The 25,448-nt window shown below is 37.8% G+C and carries 23 protein-coding genes, 1 tRNA gene and 1 pseudogene; 5 read left to right on the top strand and 20 right to left on the bottom strand.

What is annotated here, in order from left to right; genetic code table 11:
- Nucleotides 1–118: 118 nt before the first annotated feature.
- Nucleotides 119–1,351, top strand: a complete 1,233-nt coding sequence (pbp3, locus tag E0E02_RS08755; protein ID WP_133018395.1) for a D-alanyl-D-alanine carboxypeptidase PBP3 — start codon at nt 119–121, stop codon at nt 1,349–1,351.
- Between the two features lie 69 nt (nt 1,352–1,420).
- Here pbp3 and sufB read toward each other — a convergent pair whose 3' ends face one another.
- From sufB to E0E02_RS08710, 9 genes are all read right to left on the bottom strand, one after another.
- Nucleotides 1,421–2,839: a Fe-S cluster assembly protein SufB gene (gene sufB / locus E0E02_RS08750; protein ID WP_074482843.1), complete on the bottom strand. Its 1,419-nt coding sequence runs from the start codon at nt 2,837–2,839 to the stop codon at nt 1,421–1,423.
- A 4-nt stretch (nt 2,840–2,843) separates the two neighbouring features.
- On the bottom strand, nt 2,844–3,290 hold the full coding sequence (gene sufU, locus E0E02_RS08745; protein ID WP_039696032.1) for a Fe-S cluster assembly sulfur transfer protein SufU: 447 nt from the start codon (nt 3,288–3,290) through the stop codon (nt 2,844–2,846).
- Nucleotides 3,277–4,509 (bottom strand): cysteine desulfurase, encoded by a 1,233-nt coding sequence (locus E0E02_RS08740; RefSeq protein WP_133018394.1) that lies wholly within the window; start codon nt 4,507–4,509, stop codon nt 3,277–3,279. Before E0E02_RS08740 ends, sufU begins: the two co-directional genes overlap by 14 nt.
- A 1-nt stretch (nt 4,510) precedes the next feature.
- Nucleotides 4,511–5,773 (bottom strand): Fe-S cluster assembly protein SufD, encoded by a 1,263-nt coding sequence (gene sufD, locus E0E02_RS08735; RefSeq protein WP_014334313.1) that lies wholly within the window; start codon nt 5,771–5,773, stop codon nt 4,511–4,513.
- Between the two features lie 74 nt (nt 5,774–5,847).
- The gene (gene sufC / locus E0E02_RS08730) at nt 5,848–6,618 is read right to left on the bottom strand and encodes a Fe-S cluster assembly ATPase SufC (protein ID WP_074565193.1); all 771 of its coding nucleotides are present in this window, start codon (nt 6,616–6,618) and stop codon (nt 5,848–5,850) included.
- Nucleotides 6,619–6,731: 113 nt separating this feature from the next.
- Nucleotides 6,732–7,895 carry an MraY family glycosyltransferase gene (locus E0E02_RS08725; RefSeq protein ID WP_074561363.1) on the bottom strand — a complete coding sequence of 388 codons (1,164 nt, stop codon included), beginning with the start codon at nt 7,893–7,895 and terminating at the stop codon, nt 6,732–6,734.
- A gap of 1 nt (nt 7,896) precedes the next feature.
- Nucleotides 7,897–8,658, bottom strand: coding sequence for an adaptor protein MecA (mecA, locus tag E0E02_RS08720; RefSeq protein ID WP_074603782.1), 762 nt, complete (start codon nt 8,656–8,658; stop codon nt 7,897–7,899).
- A 103-nt stretch (nt 8,659–8,761) separates the two neighbouring features.
- Complete coding sequence (locus E0E02_RS08715; RefSeq protein WP_039696026.1) at nt 8,762–9,601, bottom strand: undecaprenyl-diphosphate phosphatase; 840 nt, start codon at nt 9,599–9,601, stop codon at nt 8,762–8,764.
- A gap of 51 nt (nt 9,602–9,652) precedes the next feature.
- Nucleotides 9,653–11,545 (bottom strand): DUF2207 domain-containing protein, encoded by a 1,893-nt coding sequence (locus E0E02_RS08710; protein WP_206282027.1) that lies wholly within the window; start codon nt 11,543–11,545, stop codon nt 9,653–9,655.
- A gap of 136 nt (nt 11,546–11,681) precedes the next feature.
- Between E0E02_RS08710 and E0E02_RS08705 the strand changes: the two genes are divergently transcribed.
- From E0E02_RS08705 to E0E02_RS08695, 3 genes are all read left to right on the top strand, one after another.
- Complete coding sequence (locus tag E0E02_RS08705; protein ID WP_039696024.1) at nt 11,682–13,253, top strand: ABC transporter permease subunit; 1,572 nt, start codon at nt 11,682–11,684, stop codon at nt 13,251–13,253.
- Nucleotides 13,253–13,993, top strand: coding sequence for an amino acid ABC transporter ATP-binding protein (locus E0E02_RS08700; RefSeq protein WP_133018392.1), 741 nt, complete (start codon nt 13,253–13,255; stop codon nt 13,991–13,993). Before E0E02_RS08705 ends, E0E02_RS08700 begins: the two co-directional genes overlap by 1 nt.
- A gap of 153 nt (nt 13,994–14,146) precedes the next feature.
- Nucleotides 14,147–14,266, top strand: a complete 120-nt coding sequence (locus E0E02_RS08695) for a putative metal homeostasis protein (RefSeq protein WP_093816040.1) — start codon at nt 14,147–14,149, stop codon at nt 14,264–14,266.
- Between the two features lie 88 nt (nt 14,267–14,354).
- Here the strand turns inward: E0E02_RS08695 and E0E02_RS08690 are convergent, their stop codons facing one another.
- The 11 genes from E0E02_RS08690 to E0E02_RS08640 form a co-directional block, all read right to left on the bottom strand.
- Entirely contained in the window at nt 14,355–15,239 is an 885-nt protein-coding gene (locus tag E0E02_RS08690; protein WP_074965545.1) for an SPFH domain-containing protein, read from the bottom strand.
- A 161-nt stretch (nt 15,240–15,400) separates the two neighbouring features.
- Nucleotides 15,401–16,651 carry a threonine ammonia-lyase IlvA gene (ilvA, locus tag E0E02_RS08685; protein WP_133018391.1) on the bottom strand — a complete coding sequence of 417 codons (1,251 nt, stop codon included), beginning with the start codon at nt 16,649–16,651 and terminating at the stop codon, nt 15,401–15,403.
- A gap of 106 nt (nt 16,652–16,757) precedes the next feature.
- Nucleotides 16,758–17,780: a ketol-acid reductoisomerase gene (ilvC, locus tag E0E02_RS08680; protein ID WP_006530986.1), complete on the bottom strand. Its 1,023-nt coding sequence runs from the start codon at nt 17,778–17,780 to the stop codon at nt 16,758–16,760.
- 67 nt (nt 17,781–17,847) lie between these two features.
- A complete protein-coding gene (gene ilvN, locus E0E02_RS08675; protein ID WP_074565204.1) occupies nt 17,848–18,333 on the bottom strand; it encodes an acetolactate synthase small subunit in 486 nt (161 codons plus the stop codon).
- Nucleotides 18,326–20,029: an acetolactate synthase large subunit gene (locus E0E02_RS08670; protein WP_074603787.1), complete on the bottom strand. Its 1,704-nt coding sequence runs from the start codon at nt 20,027–20,029 to the stop codon at nt 18,326–18,328. Before E0E02_RS08670 ends, ilvN begins: the two co-directional genes overlap by 8 nt.
- 135 nt (nt 20,030–20,164) lie before the next feature.
- On the bottom strand, nt 20,165–21,886 hold the full coding sequence (gene ilvD, locus E0E02_RS08665; RefSeq protein ID WP_133018390.1) for a dihydroxy-acid dehydratase: 1,722 nt from the start codon (nt 21,884–21,886) through the stop codon (nt 20,165–20,167).
- 206 nt (nt 21,887–22,092) lie between these two features.
- The gene (locus E0E02_RS08660) at nt 22,093–23,763 is read right to left on the bottom strand and encodes a DAK2 domain-containing protein (RefSeq protein ID WP_133018389.1); all 1,671 of its coding nucleotides are present in this window, start codon (nt 23,761–23,763) and stop codon (nt 22,093–22,095) included.
- Nucleotides 23,763–24,128, bottom strand: coding sequence for an Asp23/Gls24 family envelope stress response protein (locus E0E02_RS08655; RefSeq protein ID WP_003063261.1), 366 nt, complete (start codon nt 24,126–24,128; stop codon nt 23,763–23,765). Before E0E02_RS08655 ends, E0E02_RS08660 begins: the two co-directional genes overlap by 1 nt.
- Nucleotides 24,129–24,243: 115 nt before the next feature.
- The gene (rpmB, locus tag E0E02_RS08650) at nt 24,244–24,432 is read right to left on the bottom strand and encodes a 50S ribosomal protein L28 (protein ID WP_021141651.1); all 189 of its coding nucleotides are present in this window, start codon (nt 24,430–24,432) and stop codon (nt 24,244–24,246) included.
- 205 nt (nt 24,433–24,637) lie between these two features.
- Nucleotides 24,638–24,710: transfer RNA gene (locus E0E02_RS08645), tRNA-Thr, on the bottom strand.
- A gap of 135 nt (nt 24,711–24,845) precedes the next feature.
- The gene (locus tag E0E02_RS08640; RefSeq protein WP_133018388.1) at nt 24,846–25,028 is read right to left on the bottom strand and encodes a hypothetical protein; all 183 of its coding nucleotides are present in this window, start codon (nt 25,026–25,028) and stop codon (nt 24,846–24,848) included.
- A gap of 267 nt (nt 25,029–25,295) precedes the next feature.
- Between E0E02_RS08640 and E0E02_RS09565 the strand changes: the two are divergent.
- Nucleotides 25,296–25,448: pseudogene (locus tag E0E02_RS09565) on the top strand (helix-hairpin-helix domain-containing protein); the annotation flags it as partial.

The raw sequence follows: 25,448 nt of genomic DNA, 5'->3' as shown, positions 1-25,448 counted from the left end.
GTTTTTTCTGAAGAGAATAGTTTTTTCTGAATTTTTTGTCAGATTTTCTGACACACTGAAAGAAAGCGATTAATATGATATAATCATATTATCTAATTTTTTAACAAAGGATGGAACAATGAAGAAAGTTTTTGCTGTTTTGGCCCTACTCTTGGCCTTCATTGGAAACAAAGTTGCTGCTGATGATACCTTTGATGTAGCAGCTAAACACGCTATCGCTGTTGAAGCTTCTACTGGTAAAGTATTATATGAAAAAGATGCAACTACACCTGATGGTATTGCTTCAATGACAAAAATATTAACGGTTTACTTAACTTACAAAGAAATCGACAAAGGGAATCTAAGTTGGGATACTAAAGTTCCTATATCTGATTATGCTTATGATTTAACAGCTAATTCGGATGCTAGTAACGTTCCTATGGAAGCACGCGAATATACTGTGGAGCAATTAGTTAATGCTGCCATGGTAGCTAGTGCCAATAGTGCTGCAATTGCTCTAGCAGAACAAATAGGTGGAACTGAAAGTAAGTTTGTTGATATGATGCAAGCTCAACTCCAAGAATGGGGAATCAATGATGCTAAATTATTTAATGCTTCTGGTCTTAACAATAGTTACCTAGGTGATAACATTTACCCAGGTTCTAGTTCAACTGATGAAAATACCCTAAGTGCTCGTGATGTTGCCATCATTGCCCAACACTTAATCACCGAGTACCCAGATGTGCTTAAAATTAGTAACCAAACAACTGCTGACTTTGATGGTTCTACAATGAACACTTATAATTACATGCTCAAAGGAATGCCTTACGAACGTGATGGTGTTGATGGTCTAAAAACCGGTACAACTGAACTTGCTGGTGCTTCATTTGTTGCGACTTCTACAGAAAACGGCATGCGCATTATCTCCGTTGTCATGAATGCCGATGGTTGGCAAGAAAATGAATTTGCTCGTTTTGAAGCTACTAATGCCCTTCTTGATTACGTTAAATCAAATTACGAAATGACTACTCTTGTTGATGCTGGCGAATCAACTAAAAACAGCAAAGCAAGAGTTATCGATGGAAAAGAAAAGACTGTACCTGCAGTTGCTTCTCAAGAATTAAAGGTTGTTCATCGTATTGGTACTGATGCTTCTGTAAAATTCTCAACAAAAGCAAAAGGTTACGAAGCTACTATTAACAAAGGTGATAAAGTTGGTTCTTTCATTTATGATGATAAACAAATCGTCGGAACTGGCTATCTAGAATCTAAGCCAAGCGTACCAGCACTTGCTAAGAAAGAAGTAAAAAAAAGCATTTTTCTTAAAGTCTGGTGGAACCACTTCGTCACTTACGTTAACGAAAAACTATAAAAACTACTATTTCTTTTCCTACTATATATAGAAAAAAAGAGACAAGTTTAAAAACTTGTCTCTTTTAAGTTATCCAACAGAACCTTCCATTTCATAACTAATCAAACGGTTAAGCTCAACAGCATATTCCATTGGGAGTTCTTTTGTAAATGGTTCTACAAATCCCATGACAATCATCTCTGTTGCTTCTTGTTCAGAAAGGCCACGACTCATGAGATAGTAAAGTTGTTCTTCTGAGATTTTTGAAACTTTCGCCTCATGTTCAAGAGCAACTTGTGAATTGTGAATTTCGTTAAATGGAATGGTATCGGAACTTGAAATGTCATCCATCAAAATCGTATCACATTCAATGTGACTAACTGATTTCTTAGAATTTTTATTAAAAGTCACTTGACCACGATAGTCAACTTTTCCGCCACCTTTAGCAATTGATTTTGAAACAATTGACGATGAGGTATGTGGCGCATTGTGAATCATCTTGGCACCAGTATCTTGGTGTTGTCCTTTATTAGCAAAGGCAATTGAGAGCATTGTCCCACGCGCACCTTCGCCATCAAGATAAACAGATGGATACTTCATTGTTGTTTTGGCACCAAGGTTACCATCAATCCATTCTACCGTAGCATTTTTCTTAGCCGTGGCACGTTTAGTTACCAAGTTATAGACATTATCTGACCAGTTCTGAATAGTAGAATAACGCATATAACTACCTTCAAGAGCAAAGATTTCAACAATGGCTGCATGAAGACTAGCTGATGAATAGTTTGGTGCGGTACATCCCTCAACGTAGTGAACACTTGCCCCCTCATCAACAATAATCAAAGTACGTTCAAATTGTCCCATCGCTTCGTTGTTGATACGGAAATAAGTTTGCAAAGGAATGTCAACTTTGACACCTTTTGGAACGTAAATGAAGGTACCACCTGACCAGAAAGCTGAGTTTAAAGCAGCTAACTTGTTGTCCGTTGGTGGGACTAATTTAGAGAAATATTTTTTGAAAAGCTCTGGGTATTCTTTTAGTGCAGAATCTGTATCCGTAAATACAATTCCTAGCTTGTCATACTCATCTTTCATGTTGTGGTAAACCACTTCAGATTCATACTGAGCTGAAGCACCAGCGAGATAAGCTCGTTCGGCTTCTGGAATCCCGATACGTTCAAAAGTTTCTTTGATTTTATCTGGAACATCATCCCATGAGCGGGCAGGTTTATCAGATGCTTTTTGATAGTAAGTAATCTCATCAAAATCAATATCTGACAAATCTGGTCCCCAATCTTGCATTGGCATTTTGTTAAAAATTTCCAATGATTTCAAGCGAAATTCCAGCATCCATTCTGGCTCACCTTTTTCAGCAGATAATTCACGAACTACGTCTTCACTAATTCCTTTTCCTGTTGAAAAAACTGGTGTCACATCATCGTGAAAGCCATATTGATATTCACCAATATCAATTGGTTTTGGTGTTACTTTTTCGTTTTTTTCAGGCATCTAATTACCTTTCTGTATTTTTACTATCGTTTTCAATAGCTTTTTTTAAAGCGTTCCAGGCAAGAGTTGAACATTTAATACGTTGTGGAAATTTTGAAACTCCTGCCAAAAAACTTGCCTCACCTAATCTTTTTTGAGCATCGTCTTTTTCACCTTGAACCATTTTTGAAAAAATCTCAGCTAGTTCAAGAGCTTCTTCTTTCGTCTTGCCAACAACAGCATCAGTCATCATACTTGATGAAGCTGTTGAAATGGTACAACCATCACCAGCAAATGCAATGTCAGAAATGCGATCACCATCGAATTTAACTGATAGTGAAATCACATCACCACAAGTTGGATTGTTAAGATTAACTTGATCAACATCTTCGAGTTTTCCGTGATGATGTGGATTTTTTGAGTGATCTGAAACAACTGCCATATAAAGACTATCTAATCTAGAAAGTGCCATTGAAAAACTCCTTTGTTTTAAGAATTGCTTCTATTAGTTTATCACAATCTTCTTTCGTATTATAGATATAAAAACTTGCGCGCACTGCCGAATGAATTCCAAGATAATTAATCAAAGGTTGTGCACAGTGATGTCCTGCTCGCACAGCAACACCTTCATAATCAAGTGCTGTTGCCACATCATGTGGATGCAATCCATCAATATTAAATGAAATGACTCCCATGTGCTGACTAGGGTCTTGTGGACCGTAAACTGTTACTCCTTCGATGGCTTGTAGTTTAGGTAAAACATAATCAACCAGTTCTTGCTCATGCGCATGAACATTATCTAAACCAAGATCATCCAAATACTCAATAGCCGCGCCTAAAGCAATAGCACCAGCAATATTTGGTGTCCCGGCTTCGAATTTCCAAGGCAATTCTGTCCAAGTGGCTTCTTGTTCGTAAACGAAGTCGATCATTTCCCCACCAAATTCAACTGGTGACATTTGATTGAGCAATTCTTCTTTACCATAAAGCACACCAATGCCTGTTGGTCCAAGCATTTTATGTCCTGAGAAAGCAAAGAAATCACAATCCAAATCTTGAACGTCGATTGTCATATGAGGAGCAGACTGTGCACCGTCAACCACCATATAAGCACCAACTTCATGAGCTAATTTGGCAATTTCTTTAACAGGTTGCACTGAGCCTAAAACATTTGAAACATGGGCAATGCTTACAAATTTTGTTTTGCTTGAAAGTTTGCTACGCAAATCTTCCATATCCAGCTGACCATCTTTTAAATAAACATAAACCAATTTTGCACCAGTCTTATGGCAAACTTGTTGCCAAGGAACGACATTCGCATGATGTTCTAAAACCGAAATAAGCACTTCATCGTCTTTTTGAAGAACTTCTTGGGCAAACTGCGCAACCCAGTTAAGTCCAGTTGTTGTTCCACGTGTAAATAACACTTCTTTTGTTGACTTAGCATTAATGAACTGACGTGCTTTTTCACGACTGGCTTCATAAGCAGCTGTTGCACGTTCAGCAAGGGTATGAACACCGCGGTGCACGTTGGCATTGATAGTATGATAATACTGATTGAGCGCATCAAGTACTTTTTGTGGTTTCTGAGTTGTTGCCGCATTGTCTAGATAAACCAAAGGTTCATCATTAACAACTTGGTCAAGGATGCAAAAGTCTTGAGCGATTTTATGAGCGTCTAATTTTGCCATATTAGCGTTGCTCCAACTTGCTGTCAAGCACAGCAATCATTTCGTCACGTACTTCTTTGACAGGAATTTCAGTGATAACAGTCCCTAAGAAACCACGAATAACTAGGCGTTCTGCTGTTTCCTTGTCAATACCACGACTCATGAGATAATACATATCTTCTGGGTCAACTTGTCCGATTGAAGCGGCGTGACCAGCTGTCACATCATTTTCATCAATCAATAAGATTGGATTGGCATCAGAACGGGCTTTGTCTGAAAGCATCAGAACACGACTTTCTTGTTGAGCATCCGCTCCCTTAGCACCTTTTACAATGTGACCAACACCATTAAAAGTCAATGTTCCGCGTTCAAGAATGACACCGTGTTGTAAAATGTGTCCGACTGAATGGCAACCGTAGTTTGTCACGCGCGTATCCACACCTTGAACTTGACGACCAGATGAAGCGGCAACCACTTTAAGATTAGCTTGGCTACCATCTCCGTACAAGTCTGAATCAAAATCAGCAATCACATTGCCTTCATTCATGATGCCGATTGCCCAGTCCACCACAGCATCTTTACCATGATGAGCACGACGGCTAATATAAGTTGTCACGTTATTTCCAAGACGGTCGATAGCAGAAAACTTCACTTGACTGCCATCTAAAGCAATAACTTCAACAGAGATGTTTGCTGTTGCTTTAGCATCGCCTTCACCGATTGATTCAAAACGTTCTAGATAACTGATGTGACTATTTTTTCCTACAATAATAAGGACGTGTTTATTAAATGGAACATCACTAGCCTTATCTTGGAAAAAGAGACCTTCGATTGGCTCTTCAATGTCCACATTATCTGGAACATAAAGCACAGCAGCACTGTTAAAGTAAGCTGTATGATAAGCAGCTAACTTGTCTTCCAAGTCACCACGCGCTTTACCAAAATATTTTTCAATCACTTCTGGAATTTCTTCCAAAGCGCTATAAAAATCTGTAAAAATAACACCTTTTGACATCAAGTCAACAGGTAATTGTTCAAGGACAGTTTGTGTTCCAACCTGAACAAGTTTTGGATTATCTCCAAGTGCTGTAAAATCAGGGACATTAGCCAAAGCCACATCCTCTGAAATACTTCCATCACCCAAGTTCCAACGGTGAAATTTTACACGGTTGACTTCTGGTAATGGCAATTTATCTATATGATCAAAAGCAGCTAAGCGTCGCTCTTGCAACCACAAAGGTTCTGCTTTTGCTTGTGAAAAATTTAAAACTGATTCTTTCGTCATAATTTGATGTTTACTCCTTTTTATATCCAACATACGAGTATCATCTACTATAATAGTAGACTTGACATCATCAATTACACTTCTTCTTCGTATTTAATTCCAAGTTCTTCGGCAATTTTCGCATAACCTTCTTTTTCAAGACGAGCAGCAAGTTCTGCACCACCTGTAAGAACAACACGACCATCCATCATAATATGAACAACATCTGGTGTGATGTAGTTAAGAAGTCGTTGATAGTGAGTGATAATCATTGCTCCAAAGTCATTTCCACGCATAGCGTTAACACCTTTTGAAACAACTTTCAAAGCATCGATATCAAGACCTGAATCGATTTCATCAAGAAGAGCAAATTTAGGTTCAAGCATCAACAATTGAAGAATTTCATTACGTTTTTTCTCACCACCTGAGAAACCTTCGTTAAGGTAACGTTCTGCCATTTCTTCTTTCATGCCAAGAAATTCCATCTTTTCATCCAATTTTGTGATAAAATCCATAACAGAAATTTTTTCGTCATCTTCTTTTCCAGCATTCATAGCTGCACGAATAAATTCAGCATTTGTAATACCTGGAATTTCAGATGGGTATTGCATGGCAAGGAATAAACCAAGGCGAGCGCGTTCATCGACTTCAAGGTCAAGAATGTTCTCACCATCTAGCAAAATTTCACCCTGAGTAACCTCGTAATTTGGATTACCCATGATAGCAGCTGAAAGCGTTGATTTACCAGTTCCATTAGGACCCATAATCGCAGCAATCTCTCCAGTCTTAAGGGTTAAATTGACACCCTTAAGAATTTCTTTATCTTCAATTGAAACATGAAGATCTTTTATTTCAAGTACAGACATGTGTACGTTCCTCCAATTTATCAAATGCGGCAGTAACTTTTTTCTGAAAATTACCGCAGTTCTATAGGGTTACTAATCATTATATCAAAAAAAAGCCATAATAGGCTTTCCATTTACTTATTATTTTTGCGATTTTTCCATTTTAACATTGTCGCTTGGCGATAATCACTATTTCCGATAAATTTAAGGGTATCGAAAAGTGGTGTTCGACCAACGCCCCAAATTTCAAGTCCTTCAATAAAGACTTCTAGGGCAAAGGCTAAACCAATCATCAAAAGGACACCACCTAAACGGCTTGAAACATTTAGCAAGAGTGCGATAAGTGAGAAAAGAATCGCAATTCCATAAACGACCAAAACAGCTCCACGGTGTGTAAACCCCATAGCTAACAAACGGTGATGCAAATGCATCTTGTCTGCTTCTGTCGCTGGACGCCCTGATAATTTACGGCGAATAATCGCAACAGTTGTATCCAAAATCGGAACACCAAGAATAATAACTGGTGTCACCACCGCAACAGCAGTCGAATTTTTCAACCCTTGAAGAGATAGGACACCAATCATAAATCCTATGAAAAGGGCTCCGGTATCTCCCAAGTATATAATAGCTGGATTGTAATTATAAGGGAAAAATCCTGCAATACAAGCAATTAATAATAAGATTGTCAAAGTCAAGTAAAAGTCGGTCTGTGGCAAGAAGAAATAAGATACCAAAGCCATTGTAATCAAGCTAATGATAGAAACACCACTCACCAGACCATCTAAGCCATCAATCAAATTCATGGCGTTTGTAATTGAAATAATCCAAAAAACCGTCAAAAAGAAAGTGACTACTGAATTGAATTGCAATAACGGTCCGCCAAAAGGAATTTTAAAACTATCAAAACGGAAATCCGTAAAGGCCCAAACAATAACAGCTCCTAAAATAATTCCTGCCATTTTTGTTTTTGGCTTCAATTCATAAATATCATCGATAAAACCAGTCGCTGTAATGATAAATCCACCAATAACAACTGGCAAAATATAATCAAAATAAGAAATCGTCCAAATCGGCTGTTTCAAAACCATTGGCATAAAAATCAAAGATGACATTAAAAAGGCTAAGAAAATCGCCAACCCACCACTACTTGGCATTGGGACTTCATTAACACGACGAGCATTTGGATTGTCAACGGCACCAACACGAAAAGCAATAAAACGAACAATTGGCGTCAAGAAAAGTGATAATAAAAACGCGCCAATTAAAACTAAAACATATTCAATTGTAAAGGGTGCCATACTATACCAACTCAATCATTTTTAATTTTTCGACGGCATCATCCGTCAATAACTCAACTGCATGCTCTTGTAAATAAGCACGCGTTTTTGTACCAGCGCCAGCGTATTCTAACATACGGGCATACATCAAATTTGCATAATAAGATGGGTGATTTTGCAAATCAATGAGAACTGTCATGTAGTAAGCCCCATCCATCTTATAAAGCTCTGAAGCTTCAACTGGAAAATCAATAGCCTTAGCAAAAGCAACAGTAGCTTCTAAGCTTGGAAAATCCAAGACATAGTGAACATAATCTGATGGATTCACATCTTCTTCCGGTTCAGTCTCAGCTTGTTGGGCATGTTCTGTCAGAACATCTTCAACAGCACCTTCCATCATTTCTTCAATCTTACCTAATTTTTCGTGAGCTTCCGTGTCGCCTTTAGACAACATTGTCTGCTCTAAAGTCTTGAAAAATTCCTCAGGTGACATGTTTGAAACATCATCAAAAGCTGCTAAATCTTCAAAGTTTATATCTTTATTGATTTCAGATTTGGTAACAAAGACATCAATGCGGTCTTTACGTGGTGTCACACGGAAACTAAGCATGCCACTGTCTTTGAAATTATCTGGTAAATCCAATTCATCCATTACTGAATAGAAGAACTCTTCTGTCTTTTCTTGTGGAATCAAGAAGTCTTTCAACTCCATTCCGCGTTCTTCTAAATCTTCCATACTAATCGTTATTTTTAGCGTTGTCTCGCTAATCTGTTTCATTTCCATACTATATACCTCGCACGAGTAGTCATTTTATTATACAAGAAAAGTCTTGTTTTTTCAATTTTTACGTCACAAAAAGCAGCCCTGACAAGGGCTGCTGGCTTTTTTAAAAGATAAATTTGGCAATGCTATATAGAATAAGAATTGTTCCTAAAACGATACGATATTTACCAAAAATAGTGAAATCGTGTTTCTTAACATAATCAGTCAAGAAGCGGATAACGTATAGGCTGACAAGGAAAGCTGTAACGCTTGCCACCATCAAAATCAAGAATTGGCTAAAGTTTAGAACATTTCCGTCTAAGAAGAACTTAACAGCTTTCAAACCACTGTAACCAAACATAGTTGGAATAGCAAGGAAGAAAGTGAAGTCAGCTGCAACTGAACGACTTGTTCCCACAATGATGGCTCCAAGGATTGTTGCTCCTGAACGACTTGTTCCTGGAACGATACTTAGAACTTGGAAGCATCCAATCCAAAAGGCTGTCAAATAAGGCATGCGAGCAAGATCAGTCACTTCAGGTTCAATATTAGCATTTCGTTTTTCAATCCAGATAAATGCAATCCCGTAAACAATTAAGGCAATTGCGATTGGAATCATGTAGTTGAAGTGTGCTTCAAACCAATCATCAAAAGGTACTGCAATTAAAATTGATGGAATACATGCAATAACAACTTTTAACCATAGCTGCCATGTCAACTGAACTTCACGCGCTGTTTTTCCTGGCTGGAATGGATTCAAACGTTTAAAGTAAATCACAATAACCGCTAGGATAGCTCCCAATTGAATGACAATGTTAAACATGTCCAAAAACGCTTTATCTTGATTCAATTTAATAAATTCTTGAACCAAAATCAGGTGTCCTGTACTTGAAACAGGTAACCACTCTGTAATTCCCTCAACTACCCCTAAAAAGATAGCCTTAAGTAGTTCGAAAAATAACATAAGCTCTCCTTAATTTAATATCCCCTCAATTATAGCAGATTTGAAAGCATTTTAAAATGCTCCGCCGCCTCCGCCTCCGCCACCACCGGAGAATCCACCACTAGAGCCTGAACTACCAGATGATACAGAGAAATGCGCAGCTGAATCAGCACTTTGACTAGCCATTCCCAAACGATGAGTTTGCATACCAATAAGGTAGCCAATTTCAGGATTCATCATAAAGTCTGATTCGCTAGCAAGTTTAATGTTATGAATTTTAAGGAATTTTTGAACTTGTTTGGCATAGCCGAACAGAGTCGCATAAACCAAGATACGATTCCAGACGACAACACCTTGCCAATCAACCTTATCAAATTTGTTAATGTCTCGCATCATATTAGTAAAGCTAACCCAAGCTTGAATACGTTGTTGTCCTTCAGCAGTTATCATACCATGAACTTTGTAATAATGAGATTTAACCATGATAATGACCAAACTCAAAACAACCAAAGCTAACAAAAGACCATAAGCAAGAAAAACTAGATTTAGATTAAACAAAAGATAGATTAAACCAATACCAACAGGTATCAAGATAAGGAATAGGAGACCTTTTGCATATTCAAATTTCTTAGCGATACCATCACTTAAGTTCTCACGAATTTCTGGTAAAGCTTTTTGTGAAATTTCTTGATTAACTAAGTCAGTAATTTGTTCAAGTTTAGCAAGATAGCGATCATTGAAAGCTTCACCAAGACTGTTTAATTTTGTTTCTAAAGTATGACCTTTGTATTTCTTCTTATAGTTATCTACCAAATCATCATCAAAACGATAATCTGCAAACAAGTCTTCAATTTTTATGGTCTCTTTTCCACCAAATGCCATATCAATTACTTCTGCTTCATAGCTTGTCATTGGCTCATCCAGATGACAAGTTAATTCCTCATCGCTTGCAGTAATCACATGACGATCAATCAAATCAAGCAAAGTCGCCTGCATGGCAGTTTCAAATTTAAATTTTTGTGAAATTGGACTTCCTTTGGTATCTGTATCTTGCAAATCAACATCATAGATATACTGCATGATTAGCAAAGGTGACCAATCTTCTGGCGCTTCATAAGAACGACTATCATGACTAAATTTTTCATATTTCTTAGCCAATCTTTTACCTGTAATAAAGAAAATCCAAGCCAAAACAATCAAAATAATAACAAGAGCTGGCACAAGGTAAAACAATACCACTTTAAGCAACTGACTTTTACGAGCAATTTTTGCTTCTTGCTTGATAATAGCTGCTTTACGTTTACTTGCAATGGTTGCAGGAGTTGTCAAAATAGCTTTATCCCAGTAAGCGTGCAACTCTAACTTTCCATCAACATTTTCAGCCGTAATTCGATAACCATCAGGTAATTTTTCAACATTTACCGATTTCAAGTAACCTCTATGAGCCCAAAGTTTGCGATTAGCAGTTGTTTTATCTGTTAAGACTGTAAAAGTAACATGCTTCAAGGTTTCATCCCAATCACTAATTGGTACCCAATTGAGTTCAGCGACATCTTGATAAGGGAATAGTAAATGCGATAGTTTCCAGTGTAGCTTAACAGTTACAATGTCCCCGCTGGAACCAGAATTGTAGATTTTCACTTGGTAACCATCACCAAGGTCATTTACCACTGGTCTAACCGTCCGACTAACACCGTTAACCTCAGCTGAAACTTCAGGTTGATTATTAACCGAAAAACCTTCTGGCATGTGACCGGCTTCTCCCAAAGTCACCATCTGCCCATTGTACGAGGAATCAAAGCGATAAGTAATAGTCTGATAAAAATCAGCAGCATTATCATCATGTATCGCTAAAACACCATCATAATTGCTGATACTATAGTCAACATCGCTATCAGCAAAAACTGGAACTGATAATCCTAAAACAGTAGCGATTGCTAGTAAAAATATTCTTAATTTTTTCATGATCTCCTACTCCTTTCTTATATCCCTATTTTATCATAATATATTGTATAAATATTCTATTTTTGGGTCTATCGTGTTGAAATCAGACCCTATTTCCTGTAAAATAGTAAGGTACAAGAATAGACAGGAGTCTTAAATGAAAAAGTTACTTTTAAGTTGTTTCGCAGCCCTTCTTCTTCTCTTTGGAGGAATGACTAGCGCAAACGCTGACGAATATCTTCGTGTCGGTATGGAAGCAGCCTATGCCCCATTTAACTGGACACAAGATGATGATTCTAATGGAGCTGTTCCTATCGAAGGAACTAGCCAGTATGCTAACGGATACGATGTCCAAATAGCTAAGAAAATAGCAGACAGCTTAGGCAAGGAACTCCTCGTTGTCAAAACTACTTGGACAGGATTAATTCCAGCACTTACTTCCGGAAAGATTGACATGATTGCTGCCGGAATGAGTCCTACCGCTGAACGTAAGAAAGAAATTGCATTCTCAGATAGTTACTATACAAGCTACCCAGTTATCGTTGTTTCTAAAAAAGGTGACTTTGCACAAGCTACATCACTTAAAGATTTTGCTGGTGCAAAATTAACATCTCAACAAGGTGTCTACCTTTACAACTTGATTGACCAAATCAAAGACGCTTCAAAAGAAACTGCTATGGGTGACTTCAACCAAATGCGTCAAGCACTTGAATCTGGTATTATTGATGGTTATGTTTCTGAACGTCCTGATGCTATCTCTGCTGAAAATGCAAATAGCGACTTCAAGATGATTGCTTTTGAAGATGGCAAAGGTTTTGCGACATCTAAAGCAGACACAGCCATTGCCGTTGGTCTTCGTAAAGATGACACTGACACACTTGCTAAAGTAAATGCCGTTTTAGCTGGCATCTCTGATAATGACCGTTTGCAACTCATGGATGACATGATTGAAAAACAACCAGCTGACAAGTCTGAAAAAGATCAAAAGAGTAATTTCTTCACTGATATGTGGGGAATCTTCGAGAAAAACTGGAACCAATTCCTACGTGGTGCGGGAGTTACACTTCTCATCTCTATCATCGGTACAGTTGTTGGTCTCTTTATCGGTCTTTTGATTGGTGTTTACCGCACAGCTCCAAAAGCTGCCAATAAATTCCTTGCTGGTCTTCAAAAAGTATTTGGTTGGTTACTTAGCGTTTATATCGAAATCTTCCGTGGTACACCGATGATTGTACAAGCAATGGTTATCTACTACGGTACTGCTCAAGCCTTTGGTATTTCAATCGACCGTACTCTTGCAGCCATCTTTATTGTTTCAATCAATACTGGTGCTTACATGAGTGAAATCGTTCGCGGTGGTATCTTTGCTGTTGATAAAGGTCAATTCGAAGCTGCTACAGCACTTGGATTTACACACGGTCAAACAATGCGCAAAATCGTTCTTCCACAAGTTGTCCGCAACATCTTGCCAGCAACTGGTAACGAATTTGTCATCAACATCAAAGATACTTCAGTATTGAATGTTATCTCAGTTGTCGAACTTTACTTCTCAGGTAATACCGTTGCAACTCAAACATATCAATACTTCCAAACATTTACAATTATCGCTATTATCTACTTTGTTCTCACCTTTACAGTGACACGCATCTTGCGCTTTATCGAACGTCGTTTCGATGCGGACACTTACACAACTGGTGCTAACCAAAACCAAACGAAAGAGGTGAAATAATGTCTCAACCTATTATTGAAATTAAACACCTTAAAAAATCTTATGGACAAAATGAGGTCCTAAAAGATATTTCACTTTCTGTAAATAAAGGTGAAGTTATTTCTATCATTGGTTCATCAGGTTCAGGGAAATCAACATTCCTCCGCTCTATCAATCTTTTGGAGGATCCAACTGCTGGAGAAATCCTTTTCCACGGACAAAACGTTCTTGAAAAAGATTATAACTTGACAGAATACCGTGAAAAACTCGGAATGGTTTTCCAATCATTCAACCTATTTGAAAACTTAAACGTTCTTGAAAATGCCATTGTTGCTCAAACAACTGTTTTGAAACGTTCTCGAAGCGAAGCTGAAAAAATCGCTAAAGAAAACCTTACAAAAGTTGGTATGACTGAGCAATACTGGAAAGCTAAACCAAAACAACTTTCTGGTGGTCAAAAACAACGTGTGGCAATCGCTCGTGCCTTATCGGTTAACCCAGAAGCAATGCTCTTTGACGAACCAACTTCTGCCCTTGACCCAGAAATGGTCGGTGAAGTTCTTAAAACAATGCAAGAACTCGCTAAATCAGGTTTAACAATGATTATCGTCACTCACGAAATGGAATTCGCAAGAGATGTTTCAGACCGTGTCATCTTCATGGATAAAGGTGTTATCGCTGAAGAAGGTACACCTGAACAAATCTTCGAACACCCACAACAAGAACGTACAAAAGAGTTCTTAAAACGTTTCTTGAAATAATTACTTAAAGCAACCTTTCCTTTTTTGGAGGGGTGTTTTTTTGTGCCAAAAACTAATTTTAAGCCAAATTACAGTAAATACTTTACCAGTTAAGCAATTTGTGCTATACTACTTCATGTTAACGTTAATAAATCTATATTTAAGGAGGTTGGTATGGCTGAAAAAAATGATTTAGCATCTGCATATCGCAGACTTAAAAGTCCCAATATCAAAACACGGAAACGTGCTCTGAAAATAATCCATGAATATAAACGGTATAAAAGAAACATGTAACTCCTATTTCAATCCCTAACAAAATGCCAGACAAAAAGTCCCTATTGCAATTCCTTCCGTCTGCAATAGGGACTTTTTTTAGTTTTAACTATTTAGCTTTCAATGATGACAAAATTTGTGTGCGAATATCTTCAATACCTTCTGGATGATTAGGCAAGAACAATGTTTGATTGCCCTTAGCCGCAAATGTATTTAAGGTATCAAGATATTGGTTAGTCAATAGAATAGACATGATTTGTTCTTCAGTCATGCCGACATTGGCATCTTTTAATTCTTGAATTGACTCAGCTAGACCATCGACAATCGCTTTACGTTGTTGGGCAATACCAACACCATGAAGGCGATCTTTTTCAGCTTCAGCTTCCGCAGCTGTTACAATTTTAATTTTATCCGCATTAGCCAATTCTTGAGCCGCTACACGTTTACGTTGCGCAGCATTGATTTCATTCATTGATTGTTTAACTTCAGCATCCGGCTCAACTTTAGTAATCAATGTTTTAACAATAATGTAGCCGTAAGTTGACATTTCTTCAGCCACTTGGTGTTGCACTTCAAGAGCAATTTCATCTTTTTTCTCAAATAATTCATCCAAAGTCAATTTTGGAACAGATGAACGAAGAGCATCTTCGATGTATGATTTGATTTGAGCTTCAGGACGCATGAGTTTGTAATAAGCATCTGTCACGTTTTGTTCATTCACACGGTATTGTGTGGCAACATTCAAAGTCACAAAAACATTGTCTTTAGTCTTAGTTTCCACAACAATTTCAGATTGCAACAAACGTAATTGAATTCGCGCAGCAATTTTATCAATGCCAAATGGCAAACGAACATGAATCCCACTACCAGATGTTGTTAGATATTTCCCAAAACGTTCAATAATAACAACTGTTTGTTGACGTACCACATAAAGTGTACTAGCAATAACACCCAAAATAAGTAAGGCAATAATTGCCAAAAGAACTAAAAACATAAAAATCTCCTTTTGTACTTAAAACTTAATACAATTATATTTTATTTCTTTAAAAAGTCAAGTAAAAATAAAGCAAAAACCTAGTCAAACTGTAAGGTTCAACTAGGCTTGCTTGTCAATATAATAATAATTTTAAGAGAGAACAGAAGTTTACTTTAGCATCAAACTAATAGATTATAAAGGCTTTCATTCCCGTGTAAATTGATATATGAAGGATCAAAACCAGACAAACGATCAATAAAATCATTGTAGTCATTTTTATCACCTAAGGTAATACCGATGAGAACAGGTCCTGTGCCTTTATTCGCACGTTTAATGTACTCAAAACGCGTAATGTCATCGTTTGGACCAAGAATGTTGTTGACAAATTCACGTAGGGCACCTGGACGTTGTGGGAAATTAACCACAAAATAATGTTTCACTCCATCATAGATAAGGGCACGTTCTTCCATCTCTTGCATACGATTGATATCATTATTACCACCAGAAATGATACAAACGACCGTTTTCCCTTTAATCTCATCTTTCATCACTTCAAGAGCTGCAATTGAAGAAGCTCCTGCAGGCTCAGCAATAATCCCTTGTTTTGAATACATGTCGATAAGTGTTTCAGAAATCAAGCCTTCATCAACACCAACTAATTTATCCACATGTTTACGAGCAACTTCAAAAGTTTTTTCACCAACTTTTTGCACTGCAATCCCATCAGCAAATTTATCGATTTCTTCCAATTTAACAGGATGACCTTTGTCAAAAGCAGCACGCATGCTACGAGCACCTGAGGCTTCCACACCAACAACTTCAATCTCAGGAGCAACATCCTTGATATAAGTGGCTACACCAGAAATCAAACCACCACCACCAACTGGAACAAAGATTTGGTCAAAGGTAACGCCTTCTTCTTGAGCTTGTTCATAAATCTCGTAAGCTACTGTTCCTTGACCAGCCTGCACATTTTCATCATCAAAAGGATCGATAAAAGTCATTCCTTCTGATTTTGTAAAATCTTGTGCTGCTTGAGCTGATGCATCAAAAGTATCTCCAACAAGCTTAATCGTCACATAAGGACCACCAAAAAATCTCACTTGCCCAATTTTTTGTTGCGGAGTTGTTACTGGCATAAAAATTGTTGCTGGAATCTTCATTTCATGACACGTAAAGGCAACACCTTGAGCGTGGTTTCCAGCTGAAGCACATACTACACCACGTTTTTTTTCATCCTCTGATAATTGGTGAATAGCATAGTAGGCTCCACGAATTTTGAAAGAACGGACCTTCTGCATGTTTTCACGTTTAAGATAAACAGTTGCACCATATTTTTCCGACAAATAGCGGTCAAAATCTAGGGGTGTACGCTCAACAACATCTTTCAAGACGTCATAAGCGTCAACAACATCCTTAGCTAAGATCATAAACTACCTCTTCTAATATCTAAATATTTTATATGACAAATTGCTGATTAATAGATAAAAAACCGATGACAAACATCGGCCTTTTATAAGTGGATTTCTTCAAAAATTAGTTATAAATTTTGAATGCATCGTCATCGTTTTGGTTAACAAAAGGCATTGCTTTACGAAGTTCAGCACCCACTTTTTCAATTTCAAGAGCTGCTGCTTCTTTACGGTATGCTTCAAGTTTTGGACGACCTGCTTGGTAGTCGTTAACAAAGTCTTCAGCAAATTTACCTGATTGGATATCAGCAAGAACAGCTTTCATGTTTTCTTTAACATCTTTAGTGATAACGCGTGGTCCAGATACGTAGTCACCAAATTCAGCTGTATTTGAAATTGATTGACGCATTTTCTTGAATCCACCTTCGTAGATAAGGTCAACGATAAGTTTCATTTCGTGAAGAACTTCAAAGTAAGCCAATTCTGGAGCATAGCCAGCTTCAGTAAGAACTTCAAAACCAGCTTCGATAAGAGCAGTTAAACCACCACAAAGTACTGCTTGTTCACCAAATAGGTCTTCTTCAGTTTCTTCTTTAAATGTTGTTTCAAGAAGTCCAACACGTGCAGCACCGATACCTTTAGACCAATCCATTGCGATGTCTTTAGCATTACCAGTAGCATCTTGGTAAACAGCGTAAAGTGCTGGTACACCAAATCCTTCTGTGTAAGTACGACGAACAAGGTGACCTGGTCCTTTAGGAGCACACATGAAGACATCTACTGTTTCTGGAGCTTTAATGTATCCAAAACGGATATTGAAACCATGTGCAAATCCAAGAGCGTTACCAGCTTCAAGGTTTGGAGCGATTTCTTCAGCATAAAGTTTAGCTTGGATTTCATCAGGAGCCAATACCATGATAACATCAGCAAGTTTTGTTGCTTCTGCTACTTCATAAGTATCAAATCCATCTTCTTTTGCTTTATCGAATGATTTACCATGGCGAACCCCAATGATAACATCGTGACCTGAGTCACGCAAGTTTTGAGCATGAGCATGACCTTGTGATCCATAACCAATAACGGCAATTTTTTTACCATCAAGAGCTGCTACTTTTACGTCTTTTTCGTATTCCATTGTTACTGCCATAATAAATATCTCTTTTCTATTTTTATTTTAACTGCCTGGCCAGGCAACTGTTAACTAAATTAATTGTTTAACAAGAAAAATCTCTTGAGAATCCTGTCGCACCTGTGCGGGCAAGATTCTGAATACCATAAGGTTTGACAACACGAAGCAAAGCATCGATTTTATCACCATCACCAGTTACCTGAATAGTAATTGATTTTGGTGCTACGTCAACAACACTTGCACGAAACGGTTGAATAACCGCTAAAATCTCGGCACGTTTGCTTGTTGGTGCTGTCAATTTAACTAAAATCACTTCACGTTCCAAATGTGGAATATCCGTAATATCACGAACGCGAAGCACATCAATCAAACGGTTCAATTGTTTGATGATTTGTTCAACTTCTTCCAAACTCTCAACATCGATAATAATCGTAATTCGAGAGACATTGTCTTCCATTGTTTGTCCAACGGAAATAGACTCAATGTTAACCTGTCGGCGTGAGAGGACGCCTGTGAAACGATTAAGAACACCTGTTGAATTTTGAAGCTTTGCTGTCAACATTCTACGCATTAAACTTCACCCCCAACATTTCACTATTTGATTTACCTGATGGAACCATTGGATAAACATGTTCACGATTAGAAATCGCAACCTCAATCAACATTGGTTTATTCTCAGTGATGACTTTCAAGTCTTCTTCCAATGTTTTTGGATCAGTAAATTTGTGGTGAGCAATGCCGTAGGCTTCTGCCATCATTTGGAAGTTTGGCTCATCATCAAAAGTTGACTCACTGCGATGTTCATCGTAGAAAGATTCTTGCCATTGACGAACCATACCAAGTGAGTGGTTGTTAATCAGAACCACTTTAATCGGAACACCATAACCATTTAGCAATGCTAACTCTTGGTTTGTCATTTGGAAACCACCATCACCGACAAAGAGAATAACTTCTTTATCTGGATTCGCTAACTTAGCACCAATAGCAGCTGGAATTCCGAATCCCATTGTTCCAAGACCACCAGATGTAATCAATTGGCGCTCATTTTTATATGGATAAAATTGAGCTGCCCACATTTGGTGTTGGCCGACGTCTGTAACCACGATAGCATCGCCATCTGTTACTTTACCAATTGTAGCAATGGCATGTTGTGGTTTGATAACTGTTTCATCAAAGTCATAGCTAAACGGCGCTTTAGCTTTATTAGCAAGAACTGATTCTGTCCAATCATCGTGACGTGTTTTAACTTCATCTTCTTCTAGAAGAATCTGTAGTGTACGCTTGGCATCGCCAACGATTGGAATTTGTGTCTTGACGACTTTTCCGATTTCCGCAGGATCAATATCCACATGAGCAACCACTGCTTTTTTAGCAAAAGTAGCTGGATTACCAGTCAAACGATCTGCAAAACGCGACCCGAAGTTAATCATAAAGTCACATTGTGTCAAAGCCATATTTGACGCATATGAACCATGCATGCCACCCATCCCCAGAGAAAGGGGATGACTAATTGGCATAACACCCAAACTCAGTAAGGTTGAAACAACAGGAATGTTATAGCGTTCTGCAAAAGCAATTAACTCCTTAGAAGCACCTGAGTAGTTGACACCACCACCAGCGATAATCAGCGGACGTTTTGCCTTTTTCAACTGAGTCAAAATTTTCTTGACCTGCAAAGCATTTGGTTCCAAGGTTGGTTGGTAACTTGGAAGATCAACAGTAGGATCATTATAAACTGTTGTTTTAGCAGCCGAAATATTTTTTGGAAGGTCAATAACAACTGGACCAGGTCGACCTGTTGTTGCAATATGAACAGCTTCTGTCACAATGCGTGGCACATCTGCAACATCACGAATCTGATAATTGTATTTCGTGATTGGCATTGTGATACCGATAATATCAGCTTCTTGGAAAGCATCTTTACCAATACCAGACATTCCGACTTGACCGGTAAAGATAAGCATTGGAACACTATCACTCATACCATCTGCAATACCAGTAATGGCGTTCGTTGCACCAGGTCCACTTGTTACAATAGCAACACCAAGTTTACCAGTTGATTTAGCATAACCTTCGGCTTCATGAAGGGCACCTTGCTCATGACGAGCCAAAATATGACGAATACCATCAAAGTTATAAATCGCATCATACAGTGGCAGAACGGCTCCACCTGGGTAGCCAAAAATCGTATCAATCCCCAGACTAGCCAAGGTTTCCAATAATAATTCCGATCCATTCTTGGATTCTTTTAATCTAATCTGTTTCACAAAGTCCTCCTTTTCATGTAAATTCCGAATTATCTAAAAATTCCAACAGCTTGTTACTATAATAACATTTAAAAAAAATAAAGCAAGAGAAAGTGAACAAATATTTTGAACACTTTCAAAAATATTTAATCTGCCTTATTCATTTTCTTGTTTTTCACGTTCTGCTTTACGTTCTTCAAACTCTTCTTGAGTCATCATTGAACCACCAAAGTTCGCAGATGACGCAAATGCAGTGTAACGACGTAACCAACCACTAGAGATTTTTGACTTAAATGGTTTCAAGTGTTTGCGACGTTCTTCTAATGTGGCATCATCCACAAGTAAATCAATAGTACGATTTGTCAAATCAATATAGATTTCATCACCATCTTCGATGAGAGCAATATTCCCACCCTCTGCAGCTTCTGGTGAAACGTGACCAATAGCAATCCCACGTGTAGCCCCTGAAAAACGACCATCTGTGATAAGAGCAACATCTTTACCAAGACCACGACCAACAATCTTAGAAGTTGGCGCAAGCATTTCTGGCATACCAGGACCACCTTGTGGGCCTTCATAGCGAATAACGACTACATGGCCTTTTTTAACAGTACCATTATCAATCAACTCAAGAGCTTCATCTTGTGAATCACAGCAAATCGCTTTACCACGGAATGTTTTAACAGAAGGGTCAACACCACCAACTTTAATAACAGCTCCGTCTTGTGCGATATTACCGTAAAGAACTGACAAACCACCTACTGGAGAAATTGGATGTTCAATCGGGTGAATGATTTCTTCATTCTTAATTTCTGCACCAGCTACATTTTCTTTCAAAGTCTTACCAGTAACTGTAATACGATCACCCTTGATAGTACCTTTTTTAATCAATTGATTAATAATAGCTGAGATACCACCTGCTTCTTGGACATCGTGCATAGTATAAACACTTGATGGTGCAATTTTAGACAAATATGGCGTCTTCTTAGCAATTTCATTGATATCTGTTAAATTATAATCGATACCCGCCTCACGTGCGATAGCAAGCGTATGAAGAACGGTATTGGTAGAACCACCCATAGCCATATCAAGAGCAAAAGCATCATCAATAGCTTCTTTAGTGATAATGTCTCTTGGACGCAAGTTATTTTTAACATTGTCCATCAAATGTTTAGCAGCTTGACGAACAAGTTCACGACGTTGATCAGATACCGCAAGAACCGTACCATTTCCAGGAAGAGCAAGGCCTAGCACTTCCATAAGAGAGTTCATTGAATTAGCTGTAAACATACCCGCACAAGAACCACATGTTGGACAAGCATTTTGTTCCAAATAATCCAATTCTTTCTTAGACATATCACCAGCTTGATAAGTCCCGACAGCTTCAAAAAGACTTGATAGCGTTGCTTGGTGACCTGTCATATCAACGCCACCTTTCATCGGACCACCTGAACAAAAGACAGCTGGAACGTTGGTACGAAGTGCTGCCAAAATCATACCTGGCGTAATTTTATCACAGTTAGGAATGTAGAAAACACCGTCAAACCAGTGCGCATTAATGACTGTTTCAGCAGCATCCGCAATGATTTCACGAGATGGAAGGCTATAACGCATCCCAATATGCCCCATAGCAATTCCGTCGTCTACCCCAATGGTATTGAATTCAAAAGGAATACCACCCATTTCACGGATAGCTTCCTTGGCGACATCTGCTAATTCACGCAAATGAACATGTCCAGGAACAATATCAATGTAAGAATTACAAATTGCGATAAATGGTTTTTGCATGTCTTTAGCAGATTTTACTTGCCCGGTTGCATAAAGAAGACCACGGGCTGGTGCTTTATCCACACCTACCTTAATCATGTCACTTCTCATCTGTTTTCTCCTATCAATTAAATCTTACACACCATGTTAACACTTTAAAAAATAAAGTCAAGACAATTTTCAGAAAATTTTGTTAGTTAACAATTTTCTTTTTATTAGATATTGAATTGACGCCTTTTATGGAGAAAAGAAAATTTTTTACACAAAAAAAGAAAGCACCGAAATGCTTTCTTCTATCTTTTATATTAAATAAGAAATTATTCAACACTCATCAAGTATGGATAAACTGGTTGTTTACCTTCGTGAATTTCAACTTCTACATCTTCGTAAGTCGATTCTAAGTAATCAGCCATTTCTTCTGCCAATTCTTGGCTTCCATCTTCACCAACGTAGATAGTGATAATTTCGCTATCTTCGTCAATCATTTTAGCGAATGTTTCTTTCAAAGTAGTTGTCATGTCTGGGTTTGAAACCACGATTTTACCATCAACCATACCTAGGTTGTCATCTTGGTGGATTTCAAGACCATCAATTGAAGTATCACGAACAGCAAGTGTTACGCTACCACTAACAACATCTGAAAGGCTTGCAGTCATAGCTTCAACGTTTTCTTCCAATGATTGAGTTGGATTGAAGGCTAACAAGCTTGTAAATCCTTGAGGTACAGTACGTGTTTCAACAACTGCAGCTGGGACTTCAGACACTTCTGCTGCTGATTGAGCAGCCATGAAGATGTTTTTGTTATTTGGCAAGATGATAACATTTTTAGCATTAACAGCATCAATAGCTTTCAAGATGTCTTCTGTAGATGGGTTCATTGTTTGGCCACCTGAGATAACGTAGTCAACACCTTGTGATTTGAAAATGTCAGCTAATCCATCACCAGCACATACCGCAACGATTGCGAAATCTTTTGCTTCTTGGCTAGCAGCTGCTGATTGAGCTTGATCTTTTTCAAGAACAGCATCGTGCTGGTTACGCATGTTATCAACTTTAACTTTTTTAAGAGCACCGTATTTAAGACCTTCTTGAAGGACCAATCCTGGGTCTTCTGTGTGGACGTGAACTTTAGCAATTTCATCGTCGTTAACAAGAATAAGTGAATCACCTAAGCCACTCAAGAAACCTTGGAACTCTTCATAGTTGAATTCTTTAACGTAAGTAGGACCTTGTTTTAGAGCAACCATGATTTCAGTACAGTAACCGTACTTGATATCTTCAGTTGCAACGTGTTCAGCTACAGATTTGTGGTGTTCAGCATTAATCATTTCTGTCATAACAGCTGGAGTTGCTTTGAAATCTTCAGAAGCGATATATTCACCAGTCAAAGCAGCAAGGAAACCTTCATAGATGAAGACCAAACCTTGACCACCTGAATCGACAACACCAACTTCTTTCAAAACAGGAAGCATTTCTGGTGTTTTAGCCAAAGCGCCTTTTGCACCATCAAGTGCAGCACGCATAACTTCAACAGCATCATCAGTTTCTTCAGCTTTTTTAAGCGCAGCAGTTGCAGCACCACGAGAAACGGTCAAAATAGTACCTTCAACAGGTTTCATAACAGCTTTGTAAGCAACTTCAACACCTGATTGGAAGGCATGTGCAAGGTCTTTACCAGTCAATTCTTCTTTATCTTTGATTGCTTGACCGAATCCACGGAATAATTGAGATGTAATAACCCCTGAGTTACCACGTGCACCCATCAAAAGACCTTTTGAAAGGATTTGTCCAACTTCTCCAACAGTAGATGCAGGTTTGTCTGCAACTTCTTTGGCACCATTTTCAATTGTCATTCCCATGTTTGTTCCTGTATCACCATCTGGTACAGGGAAAACATTAAGGGAGTTTACATATTCTGCTTGATTTCCAAGACGGGTGCTAGCAGCTTGAACCATTTCTTGGAATAAACTTGTTGTAATATTTGACACTAATCTTCTCCTACAACTTTAATATTTTGTACGTAAACATTCACCATGTCTGCTGAAAGGCCAAGTTGATTTTCGAGGTTGAACTTGACACGTTCCTGAATGTTCTTAGATACTTCAGAAATTTTCACACCGTATGACATCACAGTGTAAACATCGACTGAAATACCACTTTCTGTTGATTTGACAACAACACCTTTTGCGTAGTTTTCTTTACGCAGAAGCGCTTGAAAATTATCCTTAAGAGCACTTTTACTTGCCATACCAACAACACCAAAAATTTCTGTTGCTGAACCACCAACAACAGTTGCAATTACGTCGTCAGATAACTCAATTTGGCCATCTTTTGTATTAATTTTCACAGTCATATTTACTACCTCAAAAGTTTTTATCAGTTTATTTTACCATATATTAGCCGTATTGTAAAAAATTATGGAAAATTAACGGCTACAAAACAAAGAAAAAAGCCTTTCGGCTTTTATTTTATACGCGTTCAACTTTACCAGATTTAAGCGCACGAGCTGATGCCCAAACTTTTTTAGGTTTTCCATCTACAAGAATAGTAACTTTTTGAAGATTTGGTTTAACTGCACGTTTAGTTTTGTTCATTGAGTGTGAACGGTTGTTTCCTGATACAGTCTTACGACCTGTGAAATAACAAACTTTAGCCATTTTATCTGCGTCCTCCTACTTAGATTATAGGTGTTTTACACCACATACCATAAAATGATAACATATTGGGCCTATTTTAGCAAGCTTTTTAACCAATAATCATTAAAAAACTTTTAGAAAATCCCCTTCTATTTTCTGAAACTGTTTAAACTCTCAAAAATATCACAACATAAAAAGCCCCAAAATTAGGGCTTTTTACCTCTTCTGCCGATTGCAGGAATTGAACCTACGACCTACGCGTTACGAGTGCGTTGCTCTACCGACTGAGCTAAATCGGCTAACAGGTTCATTATAGCACTCACTAGATAATTGTCAACAAAAGAGCTAAGTTTACTCAAAAAACTTTTAAAAGCATAAAAAAAACTTCCCAAAAGGGAAGTTTTTTTAACGAAACGAAGTCTGATTAAGCTTTGTTAGCTGAACATAGTTGATTTATGCATCAAGATTCCCAATGCATCTAAAAGCGCCAAATATAAGGTTTTATCCATACTCATTATATAGGAAGAAATCTTCACTGCTCCTATTGGTTCTTTTAAAAATGTGGCAAATTCGGGGCAAAATCTAAAGTTTAGTTTGCCACAAATAATAATTGTCATTTTATAATATTCCTACTTGGCTGTTTTTTATAGTTAAAGAAAAAAGATAAAATGACATTCATAAATTTTTAAAACCATAAGAATAGACACCCAATCATTAATAAATGAATAAGAAGGCGGATACAATGGTGAGTATAATTAATTTTCTTTCCACTTTTCTTTCTATCAGAGAAAAAGCTAACCGAAATTAATAACAAAATCATTGATATCAATAGCTTTAGAACAATATTCGAATAAGATAATCCAAACAGCGCTGAGAAACATAAAATAAAAACTAAGACCACTGAAACAGTTGCAACTTCAACTGTTAAGGCTGCTGCTAACGTTGTTTCAAAAGCAACTCTTAGTTTGGAAGAATTTTCAGCGATTTCTGCCGTAGAAGGCATTCGACCAAAACTTGTTGAAACACTTTACAATGAA

This window comes from Streptococcus sp. KCJ4932 (genome assembly GCF_004352745.1).
Lineage (GTDB): Bacteria > Bacillota > Bacilli > Lactobacillales > Streptococcaceae > Streptococcus > Streptococcus ruminicola.
This window is presented reverse-complemented; position numbering and strand designations above follow the sequence as displayed.